We start from the raw sequence: 14,626 nt of genomic DNA on the forward strand, positions 1-14,626 counted from the left end.
CAAGAACATCAAGAGCTTTCAGGTCAAGGCGATCGCCTGCTTTATAGGTTGGCCTTTTTGACAACACCGATCCAGGACGCAAGGTGAACATCACAGCTTCTGCGGGATGAACGACCAGCAAAGAGAAAACTGAGCAGCCCAAGAGGACCAGAGCGGACACGCCATTGCGAGGCATGATCAAAGATCCATTCTTGAGAGGGCAACATAAAGCAAGGACCACGCTGCTTTAGACCCAGCCAGTCCAGGCGTGCTAAACCCAAACTGGTGACCTTTTCAGCGCGAAACCATCAGATGAAACGACGCTTGGTTATCCATGCTGGAACACACAAAACCGCATCAACTTACATTCAAGAACGCCTTCACAAAAACAGGCATCTACTCAGCGAACAGAATTACATTTATCGATATCCGTCGGATCACGTCACAACCTTCAAGAGCCTCGTCAAAGATATCTGCAATGAACGATGGAAAAAATTTAAAGATTACATCGACAAAAGCAGCGAAAGTGATAAGCACCTTCTTCTCAGCGCTGAACAATTTTCAGTCCCGCTGAACGACGCCAACACCCTAAAAAAGATCAAAGACATCGCCTCAAAAAAAGGATACGATCTAAAAATCGTGATCTTTATTCGCTCTCAACTCGATTACATCAATTCGCGCTATACCTATTCCTTACGACGCTTCTACCATCATTTAAGCTTCAATGATTTCCTTGATACCATCAAGGAGGGAAAGCTAGCAGGCGATGGGAAACAACGCGGTCTCATCCGCAAACGCGATCACATTTTTGACTTTTGGTCCCATTTTGGACCCCTCCTCGAAGCTAAACAAGCAGGGATTAACACAATTTTTCTTCCCTTTAAACAGAATCAACAAGATCCATTTGATCAATTTCTGGAAGCGATTGAGCTGCCGACGGAACTCAACTGGGCCCATTGCAGCAATCGCTATCTCAATCAAAGCCCAGGCATCCGAGGCGTATGGCTTTCCCGCCTACTCAGCGAACGCTTAAAGCAGGAAGGCATTGACCATCGAATGATCGAAGGGTCTTCAAAAATCATCCTCAAAGAAGAATCCTGGCGAGGCTGGAAAGATCAATCGTTCTGGGGATTCAACAAGCATTTAGCCAAATCAACCTACAAATTTTTCGAGAAACACAACGAATTATTTGCCCAGCAAGCATGGGGCAGCCCATGGCCTGACAATTTTCCAAATGACCCTGAATTAATCAAACGAAAACGATGCACCTACAGACCTCAGTCGATCCACGAAGAGATCGAAATGCACACAATCGCCGATCAACTTGTACGGAGGATTAACCATCAAATCAATCCAAAATCATGGTATTTTTTCACAGACAGCCTTGAACGCATAGCGTCAAGAATCAATCCCAGACTAGCACCAAAGACTGTTTAACCATATCAAAACCACCCAATACAGACGACTTTACCGGAACCTTAACGCGCGAAAGATGGACTCCAATCACGCATTGCTACATGTTCAGCACATCAATCAATCTTGACAGCTTTTACACGAAAATCATACATACCAACCAACGTAACAACACATTCAGAACATATCTTCAGGTCCAAACCATGGATGATGAACAGAACTACTGAAGTTCTATGGATCAAACAAATACCGGCCTGATAATATCCCTGATCCACTGAGATCATTGGTCTTTGATTGCGAGAATAACCAAAGGATCATTGGTTCAAAATGGTGCACTCGGCAAGAAAACCCAGCCGAAGTTCAGCCCTCTCAAACGTTAAACAGGAACTCCATGACGTCCCCTTCCTTCACCAGATAATCCTTACCCTCACTACGCAACCATCCTTTGGTGCGCGCTTCTGCAATTGAACCAGCATCAATCAGCTTCTCCCAACCGATGGTTTGAGCTCGTATGAAACCACGTTCAAAATCGGTATGGATCACTCCCGCAGCCTGCGGAGCTGACATCCCAGCTTTGAAAGTCCAAGCCCTGGTCTCTTTCTCTCCTGTTGTGAAGTATGTGCGCAATCCAAGCAGTCTGTAGGTGGCGCGAATCAAACTCCGCAACCCCCCTTCCTCGACCCCTAACCCCTGGAGGTAATCCTGGCGTTCGTCATCGCCGAGCTCGATCAGTTCGGCTTCCACCTGAGCGGAAATTCGAACCGTCTCGGCTCCCTCCTGAGCGGCCAAAGTGACAACTTCCTCACAGAACCCATTGCCCCCAGCCAGTTCCTCCTCGCTCACATTGGTGGCATAGATGATCGGTTTTGAAGTGAGCAGACCCAGTGGCTTGATCAGAGCGATCTCCTCATCATTAAGTTCAACAGATCGCGCGGACCCACCCTGCTCAAGAACTTCCTGAATTCGTTCGAGAGCAGCATCCTCCAGCTGAGCTTCCTTACTGGTTCGCGCCTGTTTCTTCAGACGTTCACGACGTTTTTCGATCTGGGACAGATCAGCAAGTCCAAGTTCAAGATTAATGACTTCAGCATCACGAGCTGGCCCAATTGAACCAGATACATGAATGACGTCATCGTCTTCAAAGCAACGAACCACATGAACGATGGCATCCACTTCCCGGATGTTGGCCAGAAATTTATTGCCCAGGCCTTCACCCTGACTGGCCCCCTTCACCAATCCCGCGATATCAACAAACTCCATCCGCGTTGGAATCGTCTCCTTGCTCTTGCTGAGGTCAGTGAGCTGTTCGAGGCGTTCATCAGGAACAGCAACCGTGCCGACATTCGGCTCAATCGTGCAGAAGGGGAAGTTCGCAGCCTGGGCCTGGGCATTGGCCACGAGCGCGTTGAACAGGGTGGACTTGCCAACATTGGGCAGTCCGACAATTCCGGCTTTAAGCATGCGCCGGAATCTACCGAGCGGGCGCGAGAATGTTGTGAAGTTTTGTGGGCCCATGGTGCTGATCGAAGAACGACCCACCAACACACCAACCCATGCCGCTCAATCGACCATGCCCACGGCCCTGCCTGCCCAGAAACCACGGAGGCGGTACCGGCTTCTGCTTCTGACGGCAGTGCTGGCGGCCTTTGGTGGAGTGATCTGGCGTTTCGGCTTCGCCCAAGGGAGCATGAAAGATCTAACCCCCTACACCGTGGAAGCCACGCAGGGGTCTCTCTCTGGAATCGTCACTGCGAGCGGCGAGCTGAAAGCGGTGCGTCGCGTGAATGTCAGCCCCCGTAATGGAGGACTGTTAGAGCAACTGCTGGTGGAGGAGGGCGACGACATCCAGGCAGATCAGGTGATTGCCGTAATGGATCGCGGCGATTTCCGTGATCGATTGGAGGAACGCCAGGCGCAGCTGCGTGATGCCGAGGCCCAGTACACAGCCAGTGCAGATATTTTCAAACGCCGGGAAAACCTTTATCGCCAGGGAGTTGTCAGCGCTGATGAATTCAGCCAATTCAGAAGCGACATGGTCTCGGCCCAGGCTCGCCTGCATGCAGCGCGAGAACGAATTCAGCAACTCCAGCAAGAGGGTCGACAGCTTGTGATCCGAGCACCTTTCAATGGAACCGTCACAGCGCGTTATGCAGAACCGGGTGCTTACGTAACCCCGACTACCTCAGCATCCACCAATGCCGGTGCAACCAGTTCATCGGTGATTGAGTTGTCGCAGGGTCTTGAGGCGGTGGCTCGGGTACCGGAAAGCGACATTGGACGAATCGCGATCGGTCAGAAAGCCGAAGTCCGGGTGGATGCCTACCCAGACGAACGCTTTCTGGCAGAAGTGAAAGAGATCGCACCCAGAGCGCAGAAACAGAACAATGTCACCTCATTTGAGGTGGAGTTAACCCTGATTAACCCCCCGAGCAAATTGTTGATCGGAATGACTGCTGATATCGACTTCGAAACAGGCCGAAGTGCGACGCGCACCCTTGTTCCCACCGTTGCAATCGTGACCGAGCTGGGACAACCCGGTGTTTTGCTCGTGGGACCAGAGCAACAACCCAGTTTCCAAGCTGTTGATCTGGGCAGCAGCAGCGGTGATCAGACCGCGATTTTGAAAGGGGTTGAACCGGGGACGAGTGTGTTCATCGACCTCCCTCCCTGGGCAGACCAGCAACGGGACTGAATCACCCTCATCCTGTGCCCCATCCACGCCCCCCTGGACCAAAGCAGCACGCGACCATGGAGCGGTTTCAGCCTGTCGCAACTGCCCGGATTCCGGCCGTGCTCCGTTCCGGCGTTCCGATTCCGAGCCGTCCTCCCCATCACGCCACCCCTCTGAATGACCGATCCGGCGATTCCCTCCAAGGTGTCCAATCCCGATGGTGGTGGGCCTGAACCGCTTCTGCTCCTGGTAGACGGCCATTCTCTGGCATTCCGTAGCTTCTACGCATTCAGCAAGGGAGGAGAGGGTGGCTTGACGACCAAAGACGGCCGACCAACCAGCGTCACCTATGGCTTTTTGAAATCTCTGCTGGATGTTGGAAAAAGCCTCAAGCCCCAGGGTGTGGCCATCGCCTTCGATACGGCCGAACCCACATTCCGCCACAAAGCCGACGCAAACTACAAGGCGCACCGAGACGTTGCGCCGGAGATCTTCTTCCAGGATTTGGACCAGCTTCAGCAGATCCTCAACGCACAACTGCAACTGCCGTTGTGCATGGCTCCTGGGTTTGAGGCGGACGACGTACTTGGAACCCTGGCCAACCGGGCCGCGGATCAGGGCTGGCGCGTGCGGATTCTCTCAGGTGACCGTGACCTGTTCCAGTTGGTGGATGACCAACGGGACATCGCCGTGCTTTACATGGGCGGTGGTCCCTATGCCAGAAACAGCGGACCAACCTTGATCAACGAAGAGGGTGTCCTGGGGAAGCTTGGCGTCATGCCCGAGAAGGTGGTGGACCTGAAGGCCCTCACAGGCGACAGCTCCGACAACATCCCGGGAGTGAGAGGTGTTGGCCCAAAAACTGCGATCAACCTGTTGAAGGACAACAACGATCTTGATGCGGTGTACGCCACTCTCGAGCAAGTGGAAGCTGAGGGTCCAAAAGCAAGTCGTGGCGCGATCAAGGGAGCGCTCAAAGGAAAACTTCGCAACGACAAAGACAACGCCTATCTCTCCCGCAAGCTGGCCGAGATCCTCGTGGACATCCCCTTGCCCCTGGAGCCGTCACTTCCGTTAAAAGCGGTTGATGCCGATGGGTTGAGCGAACGACTCAAAGATCTGGAACTGAACAGCTTGCTTCGGCAGGTCGGCGGGTTTGTTGCAGCATTTTCCGAAGGTGGATACGGCGCGAACACTGAACAATCACCTCCAGCCACACACAGCAGCACTGCTGACAGGGCATCGCAGCGCAACGCATCAGCAGCTGTTGGGCCTGGAGAACCCTCGCAGGTTTCATCAGACACAACTCCTGCACTGCGTCCTCAATTGATCCAAAGCACAGCTGAGCTGGATGGTCTGGTATCGCGGTTGATGGCCAGCACCAACACCTCCAGCCCAGTGGCGGTGGACACCGAAACCACAGACCTCAATCCGTTCAAAGCTGAACTGGTGGGCATCGGCGTCTGCTGGGGAGAGGCCCTGGACGATCTGGCTTACATCCCCATCGGACACAAGACGAAAGATGACAGCAGTCCTGAGCAGCTGCCTTTGGAAACCGTGCTCGGGGCTCTCGCGCCATGGCTGGCCAGCAACCACCACCCCAAAACGCTTCAGAACGCCAAGTACGACCGCTTGATCCTGTTCCGTCACGGCGTTGCCCTTGAGGGTGTCGTGATCGACACCCTGCTGGCGGATTACCTGCGCGATGCAGCCGCCAAACATGGTCTGGAGCTGATGTCCGAACGCGAATTCGGGTTCCAGCCCACCCCCTTTACGGATCTGGTGGGCAAGAAACAAACCTTCGCCGATGTACCGCTGAAGCCCGCCAGCCTGTACTGCGGCATGGACGTTCATGTCACCCGGCGGCTGGCTCTGCTGCTGCGCAGTCAGCTGGAGGCAATGGGTCCCCAGCTGCTGCCGTTGCTTGAACAGGTGGAGCAGCCGCTGGAACCGGTGCTGGCCCGGATGGAGGCCACCGGCATCCGCATCGATGTGCCCTATCTCCAGGGCCTCTCGGAGGAGATGGGCAGCACCCTGCAACGACTGGAATCCGACGCCAAAGCAGCCGCAGGGGTGGAGTTCAACCTGGCCTCGCCCAAGCAGCTGGGAGAACTGCTCTTCGACACCCTTGGCCTGGATCGAAAGAAATCCCGCCGCACCAAAACCGGTTTCAGCACCGACGCCACCGTGCTGGAAAAACTGGGCAACGACCATCCGGTGGTGCCCCTGGTGCTGGAACATCGGGTGCTCAGCAAGCTCAAGAGCACCTACATCGACGCCCTGCCGCAGCTGGTGGAAGCGGAAACCGGGCGGGTCCACACCGATTTCAACCAAGCCGTGACGGCAACGGGACGGCTGAGCAGCAGCAACCCCAATCTGCAGAACATCCCAGTGCGAACCGAGTACAGCCGACGCATCCGCAAGGCCTTCCTGCCGCAGGAGGGCTGGACCCTGCTCAGCGCCGACTACTCCCAGATCGAGCTGCGCATCCTCACCCACCTCTCGGGCGAAGAGGTGCTGCAGGAGGCATACCGCACTGGCGATGACGTGCATGCGCTGACCGCTCGGTTGCTCCTGGACAAAGACGAGGTGAGTGCCGATGAACGTCGACTGGGCAAGACCATCAACTTCGGCGTCATCTACGGCATGGGGGCCCAGCGCTTCGCGCGGGAAACCGGCGTAAGCCAGACCGAGGCCAAGGAGTTCCTGGCCAAATACAAGCAGCGCTACCCGAAGGTGTTCGCCTTCCTGGAGTTGCAGGAACGACTCGCGTTAAGCCGCGGCTACGTGGAAACCATCCTCGGCCGCAGGCGACCGTTCCATTTCGACCGCAACGGCCTGGGCCGACTGCTGGGCAAAGACCCCTTGGCGATCGAACTGGATGTGGCCCGCCGCGGCGGCATGGAGGCGCAGCAACTGCGGGCCGCCGCCAACGCGCCGATTCAGGGATCCAGCGCCGACATCATCAAGGTGGCGATGGTGCAGCTGCAAGCAGCCCTGCAGAACCAAGGGCTTCCAGCCCAACTGCTGCTGCAGGTGCACGATGAGTTGGTGCTGGAAGTGGCACCCGATGCCCTGAAGAGCACCCGAGATCTTGTGGTGCAGACCATGGAGAACGCCGTGAAGCTCAGCGTGCCTCTGGTGGCGGAAACTGGGGTGGGGGCGAATTGGATGGAAGCCAAATAAGATTTTCAGAAAAACCGTGAAAACGAGCCATATCAAATATTTAGCCTTGAACGAAACAAACCTTATAATCAAATTCTTTGACAACAAGGCAGAAGACAATTTTTGCGATTAGATCACTTTTTACATCGCAAGAACTATCTGATTATGAGATCTTAGACGCCATACAAAAACGTCAGCATCTGAGAATTGCCTATGTCCAACGAGACGCGGATCCCTCCGATCATGCCTATTATCTTATTCCAATTAAAGAGCCAACCTTTCAGCCTATGCAGAATGGGTGCCGTCGTCATGGACGGGATCAAACTCATTATCATTGGCAAGATGTTCAGCCAATGTATGCAGATGCCCAGGAGCTAACATCAACGGCAGAGAAGCGATAACGTGAAAATGGCTATAATTATGATTGTGCAAAACATCCGTAGCACGGTCATCATTACCATGCTCATGCTCATATTGATGATTATGTCGCAACAACATTGCCAAACCTAATTCAGGAGCGCTGAATGCACCGGAATGAGTGCCATCGTCATGAATGGGATCAAAAGATTGATCCTCACTCAAATGCCTTCCGATCAGATGATCATGCCCAAAAATACCTCCAGGATAGCGGTGTTTGTGGTCATAATTATGCTCATGCAACACTGGAGCCCCGCCATCCGGGCCACCATGCGTATGCTCATAGGTGTGATTATGGTTCCGATTAATAATCTTTGTTAGGCCTAACCCCAGCTCAAAATCACTGCTGTCATCCCCAGAATGGGTTCCATCATCATGATCAGGATCATAACCAAGGTCATTCGCCAAATGTCTGTCTAAATCATGATCGTGATCTTCCCCTTTGAACATCACATGTGAATGGAAATAGCGATGGTCATGCTCCTGAGGAGAACCACCGTCATCATCCCCATGGGTGTGGGTATAGGCGTGTTCATGCTCAACAGCGGCAAGCTGTCCTGGGCGCAGGCCAAGTACAGACAGCTTTGAACGCGACAAGCCCTCCAGAAAACGCTCAGGCAACAAACTGACGCTGTCTTGGCTTAGCTTGGACAGCTGCTTTCGTGTGACTCCTTTCGCCTGCGCCTTTCCGCAGCCGGACAGAAATCCTTGATCCAGTTCACTGAACACATCAGGATCGATGGCAGTGATCTGCTTACGATTGAGACGTCCCACAACGCTGGGGGAGAAGGCATTGATTTGATCCTCCGACATGGATTTCAACATCGAAGGATTGAGCCCTCTGACCTGCTTTTCATTCATTCCAGAGAATGCTTCAGGCTGAATAGCCTCGATCTGATCACGATCCAATTTCCTTAAAACTTTCGGTCTCAAATTTCCGAACTGTGTGGCATCAAGAGCCCCGATCGCATCATCTTCAAGATGGACAATCTGCTTGGCACCCAAACCCCTAATCGCATCAGGGTTGATGTGTCTGACGTGGGAAGATTTTAAAGCCCCAATGTGATCAGAGTGAAGCTCACCCATCTGAGCCGAATTCACATTTTGCAGCTGCTTTTTATTTTTGAAGAAAGAGTTTCCTCCAAAATTTTCATCTCGAGATCCGCCGCCGCCTCCCTGCGGTCCCTGGCCGCCAGGCTGTGGGCCATGACCGCCAGGGCCATGTTCATGCCCTCCTTGGCCTCCAGGCGGACGACCTCCAACTCCGTGCTCAGGCTTTTCGCCGCCTCCTGCTTGATCGGGCCCTCGGCCGCCTCCTCCCTTCGGTCCCTGGCCGCCAGGCTGTGGGCCATGACCACCAGGGCCATGTTCATGCCCTCCTTGGCCTCCAGGCGGACGACCTCCAACTCCGTGCTCAGGCTTGTCGCCGCCTCCTGCTTGATCGGGCCCTCGGCCGCCTCCTCCCTGCGGTCCCTGGCCGCCGGGCTCTTGACCATGCCCACCAGGGCCATGTTCATGCCCTTCTTGGCCTCCAGGCGGACGACCTCCTCCCCCGTGCTCAGGCTTGTCGCCGCCTCCTCCCTTCGGTCCCTGGCCGCCTCCTCCCTTCGGTCCCTGGCCGCCAGGCTCTTGACCATGCCCACCAGGGCCATGTTCATGCCCTTCTTGGCCTCCAGGCGGACGACCTCCACCTCCGTGCTCAGGCTTGTCGCCGCCTCCGCCTTGCGGACCTCGGCCACCTCCTCCTCCTTCTTGAAGCTGCTTTGGATCAGGCTGGTTAGAAGGAGGCATGGGGACAGGGAATGTCAATTGCTAAAAACTCAGTCCCAGTGCCCCATCCGGCCCCAAAAGCAAGGGACTAAGAGCATGGCAAAAGGTCTACTTGTCGTATCGATAACAAAAACAAGCTCAATCGAAATCTTCACCGCAAAGAACTAAATTATTTCTTCGCATATCGACAACATTGCTGGAAGCAAAAGCGTTTTCATTTATGTGAACAATTTTTGAAGGCATTCGATCCACTGAAAATCCGTGAACCGGCTCAAATACACGCAACAGGCTTCCTGCATAGCGAGCAAGTGGATCAAAACGAAGAGGGACTTTTTGCAAGGCCGTAACCTCCTTCAAGAGCCTGATCAGACCTTTGCCCCTGCGCCTCACGAACAGCCTGAGCAATCGCACCGAAGACTTCGTGCCACTGGAGGCCGGAAAGGCGATGATCTATTGCTGTGGGGTCACGGTTTACGACCTTTGCCACCTTGGCCATGCACGCAGCTATATCAACTGGGATGTCTTACGGCGTTATCTGATCTGGCGTGATTACGACGTCACATTTGTGCAAAACTATACAGATATCGACGACAAAATACTAAAGAAGGCAAACTCCGAAGGGTCCACAATGCAAGAGGTAAGTGAAAAAAATATCAAGGCCTTTGAAATCGACATGGCTCGCCTTCATATTCTGCCCGCAGACAAAATGCCTCGGGCAACATGTTGCATCCCAGGCATTCAAACTCTGATCGGGGAACTTGAAAATAAGGGAGCTGCCTACAGCTCTGATGGCGACGTGTATTTCGATATTTCCAAAGCAAAGAATTATGGTCAGCTTAGTGGGAGAGACCCTTATGAACAACAGAAGGGAGCCAGTGGTCGCACCAATGAAGGAGAAGAAGAACGCAAGCGACATCCTTTTGACTTCGCACTCTGGAAAAAAACCAAGGACGGAGAACCTGGCTGGGAATCACCCTGGGGCCGCGGGCGCCCCGGCTGGCACATCGAATGCTCAGCCATGGTTCGAGAGGAATTTGGAAAAACAATCGATATTCATCTCGGTGGAGGAGATCTTGTCTTCCCGCACCATGAAAATGAGATTGCACAATCCGAAACAGCCAATGAAGCGCAGCTAGCCCGCATCTGGATGCACAACGGCATGGTGAATGTGGGTGGCACAAAAATGTCAAAGTCCCTTGGCAACTTCACAACAATCCGTGCACTCCTCGATAGCGGCGTCTCAGCAATGACGCTGAGACTCTTTGTGCTCCAGGCGCACTACCGGAAACCGCTGGATTTCACAGCTGAAGCTCTCGAGGCCGCAAGCACAGGATGGAAAGGCCTGAACACTGCTCTCGGCCTTGGCAGTCAATTTTTTGAAGTCTTGAACTGGCCCAAACCTCAATCTCTGCCATCAGGAGCCATGAATGCCCTGAACTCGGCTGTGGATGAGGTCTTACTTGGCGCGCGCGACCGTTTCACCGATGCCATGGATCAGGACCTCAACAGCTCTGGTGCCCTCGCGGTTCTTTTTGAACTGGCCAAACCACTGAGGTCCCTCGCCAACCGACTGGAACGAGGAGATCAACTGAATCAAAAGGATGAGCTCACCGCTTTTCATCAGCGCTGGCAGTTGTTTCGCGAGCTCGCAGCGGTTCTGGGGCTGCGACATGAGCCTTCGACACCGATGGAAGAGGCCCACGCGGGGACAGAGGACACCGACGCCATCGAAGCAGCGATCTCTGCGCGCAAGGCCGCAAAACAAGCCAAGAATTTTGCAGCAGCTGACCGGATTCGTGAACAACTGCTCACTCAAGGGATTGAACTGATCGACAAACCTGGAGGAGTCACGGACTGGATTCGCACCTGATCCAGTCAGACTGCCGCCACTTCGTGCCTTATCGGATGCTCTGGCTCAAGCGCTTCAACTTCATGGAGACGGCGAAGCTGGAGATGGAGCTGATGAAAGCCTTCGAGGCAGGGGAAAATCTGGACGCCAAATTGGCTGATCAGGCCGAACTGGCCTCTGGCGGTGATGCCGAACAGATCTGGAAACTTGAGGTGTGGCAAAAAATGCTGATCCGGATCCGGAAGATGCAAACGCTGATGCAAGACAAACCGGATCCAAAAGCCTGATGAGGAGATGGATTCAGCCTTTAAGCAGATCCGCAACGCTGATAGCCAGACCAATCGCAACAACCGGCGGCGACACCCAGCGGAGCATGACGAGTAGAAGTTGGCCGAGTTGAGGTGATGTGCCTGAGTTCTTGAGGTCTTGCCGGAAGCGATCCGGTACAACCCAGCCCAAGAGCACTGCCAAGAGCAGGCCACCGAGAATCAGCAACAATCCGCCGAACACCGAATCCATCCAGCCCAGAACGTCGGTTGACGTGGCAGCGGGCAAGCCAGCCACGAAAATCAATACCGTAGAAACCCAAACTGCACGCGTTCTGCTCCAGCCGAGACGGTCAATCAGACAGGCCACCGGCACCTCCAGAAGAGACACTGCTGAGGTGATTGCAGCAATCAAAGCCAGACCAAAGAAGAGAATTGCAACCAGCTGACCTGCCGATCCGAGCGATGCCAAGCCCGTTGGCAAAGCAATGAAGATCGTCCCAAGCGTGGACGCACTAATAAGTCCCTGAAGATCAAAACTCATCACAACGGGGAAAGTGACCATGCCAGCGAGGACGCCAACGGCCGTATCCATCCCGACAACGGCGACCGCTTCCCTTGGAAGGCGAGCATTGCTATCCAGATAGGCCGCATAGGCAAGGATGCAACCGATTCCGGTTCCAATCGAGAAGAACGCCTGGGTAAAGGCATTGCGAATGGTGGTGAGATTTGTGAACTGAGAACTGTCCCAGCGCAGCAGGAACGTTCGATATCCCTCACCAGCACCGTCTAGTCCCGCGGCCCAAATCGCGAGGCCGACCAAAAGCACGAAGAGAAGGGGCAGCCCCCAGCGAGAGAGTCGCTCGATGCCACCCCGAACTCCTGCCGCGACGACTGTGGCCGTTGCAATCAAGCTGAGAGATTGTCCGATCAGGGCAGACCTACCTCCACTCAGCCCCTCGAAGAACTCCTTCGCCGCCAGTTTGTCTGCGGGTAAGCCCTGGCTCAGGGTTTGTACGAGCGTGGCACCAGTCCAGCCCATCAGAACGGCATAAAACGCCAAGATTCCCGAAGCTGCCAGCACGAATAGCCAACCGAGTGGCATCCAGGTGCGACCAGCGGCCTGAACCGGCGCCAGGAGAGGGCTCTTCCCGGTACTGCGGCCCAGCACCATCTCTGCAACAAGCACCGGCAGGCAGACCACCAACACGATCAGGACGTAAAGAACCAGAAACGCACCACCGCCTCCCTGGGAGGCGCGATAAGCGAAGCCCCAGAGATTGCCCAGACCCACTGCGCTGCCCGCTGCGGCGAGAACAAACCCAAGCCCCGAGCGCCATTGCTCCCGTGCCGCCATCGCAATCCACCAACCAATCCTGGAGGGCAGCTTGCCAGTGATCGTCATTCTTGATGGGAGACTGTTGCGACTTGCCGTTCCCCTGTGAAAGCCATCAGCGTGCTGGGGTCCACCGGTTCCATCGGAACCCAGACACTCCAGATCGCCGAGGAATTCCCAGAACAGTTCCGCGTGGTGGCTCTTACGGCAGGTCGCAACCTGCCGCTCCTCGTTGAACAAATTCAGCGGCATGAGCCGGAACTTGTAGCGCTGGCAGACGACAGTCTTCTTCCTGAACTAAGGCAAAGGCTGAAGCATCTGGCAGGGGATCAGAAACCTGCACGTGAACCACACCTTGTTGGTGGAGCTGAGGGCCTCAACATCGCCGCCTCCTGGGACACCGCCGACCTCGTCGTCACCGGCATCGTTGGATGTGCCGGGCTTCTGCCGACCTTGGCGGCAATCCGGGCCGGCAAAGATCTCGCCCTGGCCAACAAAGAAACCCTGATCGCAGCAGGGCCGGTTGTGCTGCCAGAACTGAAGAAGAGCGGCAGCCGGCTACTGCCTGCGGATTCGGAGCACTCCGCAATCTTCCAGTGCCTGCAGGGCACCCCGTGGGCCGAAAATGCACGCCTTTCCACCGGTGTACCAACACCAGGACTGCGACGCATTCAGCTCACCGCATCCGGAGGAGCCTTCCGCGACTGGGATGCGACGGCCCTTGAGCGAGCCACGGTGGCCGATGCCACCAGCCATCCGAACTGGAGCATGGGACGGAAGATCACCGTGGATTCAGCGACCCTGATGAACAAGGGCTTGGAAGTCATCGAGGCGCACTATTTGTTTGGCCTGGACTACGACCACATCGAGATCGTGATCCACCCGCAAAGCATTATTCATTCCATGATTGAGCTGGCCGATTCCTCGGTGCTGGCTCAACTGGGGTGGCCGGATATGAAACTACCGATCCTGTATTGCCTCTCCTGGCCATCGCGGCTGGAAACACCATGGCCACGCCTTGATCTCACCCAGGTGGGACAGCTCACATTTAGATCGCCCGATACAGCGAAATATCCCTGCATGGAATTGGCCTACGCCGCTGGTCGGGCCGGTGGAACAATGCCCGCCGTTCTGAATGCAGCCAATGAAGAAGCGGTGGCGCAGTTCCTTGAGGAACGCATCCATTTCCTCGATATTCCCGATGTGATTGAAGCAACCTGCGACAAACACAAACAGGAGCTGATCAATCATCCACAGCTTGATGATGTGCTCGCTGTCGATCAGTGGGCGCGGACCACAGTTCGGGAAAAGGTGAGGCAAGGAACCAGCCGAACCAGCGCCCTCCCAGCAATGGCAGCATGATTGGCCTGAAGGTCAGCCATCATTTACTTCTTTGTGCAACCCCTACAAAAGCCAAATGCTGCGACCCGACTGTAGGCGCAGAAAGCTGGTCAGAATTAAAAAGGATGGTGAAAGAACTTGGTCTTGAAAAGCCTGATCGTCCCGAAGGGATTGTCTTAAGAAGCAAAGCTGATTGCCTACGCATCTGTGAACGAGGACCCATTCTTCTCATCTGGCCGGAGGGCGTCTGGTATTCAGATGTAACACCCAATAAAATTCAAGTCATCCTCAACGAACACATAATCAATCAAAATCCGGTTCAAGAATGGGTTCACAAAGAAACTCCATTTAGGCACAGAAACGCCTAAAGCCCATAATTTAGCCAACTTTATGATCGCCACATTTAATTAAATTCAGAG

14 protein-coding genes are annotated in these 14,626 nt (G+C 54.6%); 9 read left to right on the plus strand and 5 right to left on the minus strand.

The genetic code is table 11. The features are described 5' to 3' along the window. Positions 1 to 291 precede the first annotated feature (291 nt). Complete coding sequence (locus SIB64_RS14440) at positions 292 to 1,416, plus strand: hypothetical protein (RefSeq protein WP_413440887.1); 1,125 nt, start codon at positions 292 to 294, stop codon at positions 1,414 to 1,416. 345 nt (positions 1,417 to 1,761) lie between these two features. Here SIB64_RS14440 and ychF read toward each other — a convergent pair whose 3' ends face one another. Beyond that, positions 1,762 to 2,853, minus strand: a complete 1,092-nt coding sequence (gene ychF / locus SIB64_RS14445; RefSeq protein ID WP_413440888.1) for a redox-regulated ATPase YchF — start codon at positions 2,851 to 2,853, stop codon at positions 1,762 to 1,764. A 109-nt stretch (positions 2,854 to 2,962) separates the two neighbouring features. Between ychF and SIB64_RS14450 the strand changes: the two genes are divergently transcribed. Genes SIB64_RS14450 through polA form a run of 3 tightly spaced genes read left to right on the plus strand, consistent with a single transcriptional unit; the run spans position 2,963 to position 7,249 of the window. Further along, a complete protein-coding gene (locus SIB64_RS14450) occupies positions 2,963 to 4,084 on the plus strand; it encodes an efflux RND transporter periplasmic adaptor subunit (RefSeq protein ID WP_413443042.1) in 1,122 nt (373 codons plus the stop codon). 14 nt (positions 4,085 to 4,098) lie between these two features. Beyond that, positions 4,099 to 4,296, plus strand: coding sequence for a hypothetical protein (locus tag SIB64_RS14455; RefSeq protein ID WP_413440889.1), 198 nt, complete (start codon positions 4,099 to 4,101; stop codon positions 4,294 to 4,296). Then, positions 4,241 to 7,249 carry a DNA polymerase I gene (gene polA, locus SIB64_RS14460; protein ID WP_413440890.1) on the plus strand — a complete coding sequence of 1,003 codons (3,009 nt, stop codon included), beginning with the start codon at positions 4,241 to 4,243 and terminating at the stop codon, positions 7,247 to 7,249. The genes SIB64_RS14455 and polA overlap by 56 nt, the downstream gene beginning before the upstream one ends. Before the next feature lie 264 nt (positions 7,250 to 7,513). Here the strand turns inward: polA and SIB64_RS14465 are convergent, their stop codons facing one another. Together SIB64_RS14465 and SIB64_RS14470 are read right to left on the minus strand one after the other, a co-directional pair. Continuing rightward, on the minus strand, positions 7,514 to 8,731 hold the full coding sequence (locus tag SIB64_RS14465) for a hypothetical protein (protein WP_413440891.1): 1,218 nt from the start codon (positions 8,729 to 8,731) through the stop codon (positions 7,514 to 7,516). A gap of 11 nt (positions 8,732 to 8,742) precedes the next feature. Then, positions 8,743 to 9,012, minus strand: coding sequence for a hypothetical protein (locus tag SIB64_RS14470; RefSeq protein WP_413440892.1), 270 nt, complete (start codon positions 9,010 to 9,012; stop codon positions 8,743 to 8,745). Here SIB64_RS14470 and SIB64_RS14475 point away from each other — a divergent pair. Continuing rightward, entirely contained in the window at positions 8,989 to 9,426 is a 438-nt protein-coding gene (locus SIB64_RS14475; protein WP_413440893.1) for a hypothetical protein, read from the plus strand. The genes SIB64_RS14470 and SIB64_RS14475 overlap by 24 nt on opposite strands. A 127-nt stretch (positions 9,427 to 9,553) precedes the next feature. Here SIB64_RS14475 and SIB64_RS14480 read toward each other — a convergent pair whose 3' ends face one another. Continuing rightward, on the minus strand, positions 9,554 to 9,772 hold the full coding sequence (locus tag SIB64_RS14480) for a hypothetical protein (protein WP_413440894.1): 219 nt from the start codon (positions 9,770 to 9,772) through the stop codon (positions 9,554 to 9,556). A 16-nt stretch (positions 9,773 to 9,788) separates the two neighbouring features. Here SIB64_RS14480 and cysS point away from each other — a divergent pair, with 16 nt between their 5' ends. Further along, positions 9,789 to 11,285, plus strand: a complete 1,497-nt coding sequence (gene cysS, locus SIB64_RS14485; RefSeq protein ID WP_413440895.1) for a cysteine--tRNA ligase — start codon at positions 9,789 to 9,791, stop codon at positions 11,283 to 11,285. Between the two features lie 23 nt (positions 11,286 to 11,308). Further along, a complete protein-coding gene (locus tag SIB64_RS14490) occupies positions 11,309 to 11,551 on the plus strand; it encodes a hypothetical protein (protein WP_413440896.1) in 243 nt (80 codons plus the stop codon). A 13-nt stretch (positions 11,552 to 11,564) separates the two neighbouring features. On the opposite strand, the gene SIB64_RS14495 is transcribed toward SIB64_RS14490, so the two are convergent. Further along, entirely contained in the window at positions 11,565 to 12,887 is a 1,323-nt protein-coding gene (locus tag SIB64_RS14495) for a sodium-dependent transporter (RefSeq protein WP_413443043.1), read from the minus strand. Between the two features lie 84 nt (positions 12,888 to 12,971). On the opposite strand from SIB64_RS14495, the gene SIB64_RS14500 reads away from it, so the two are divergent. Both SIB64_RS14500 and SIB64_RS14505 read left to right on the plus strand, forming a co-directional pair. After that, on the plus strand, positions 12,972 to 14,228 hold the full coding sequence (locus SIB64_RS14500) for a 1-deoxy-D-xylulose-5-phosphate reductoisomerase (RefSeq protein WP_413440897.1): 1,257 nt from the start codon (positions 12,972 to 12,974) through the stop codon (positions 14,226 to 14,228). Beyond that, entirely contained in the window at positions 14,225 to 14,575 is a 351-nt protein-coding gene (locus SIB64_RS14505) for a (2Fe-2S) ferredoxin domain-containing protein (protein ID WP_413440898.1), read from the plus strand. The genes SIB64_RS14500 and SIB64_RS14505 overlap by 4 nt, the downstream gene beginning before the upstream one ends. The last annotated feature ends 51 nt before the right edge of the window (positions 14,576 to 14,626 follow it).

This window comes from Synechococcus sp. MIT S1220, from assembly GCF_047303025.1.
In the GTDB taxonomy this organism is placed as follows: Bacteria; Cyanobacteriota; Cyanobacteriia; order PCC-6307; family Cyanobiaceae; genus Parasynechococcus.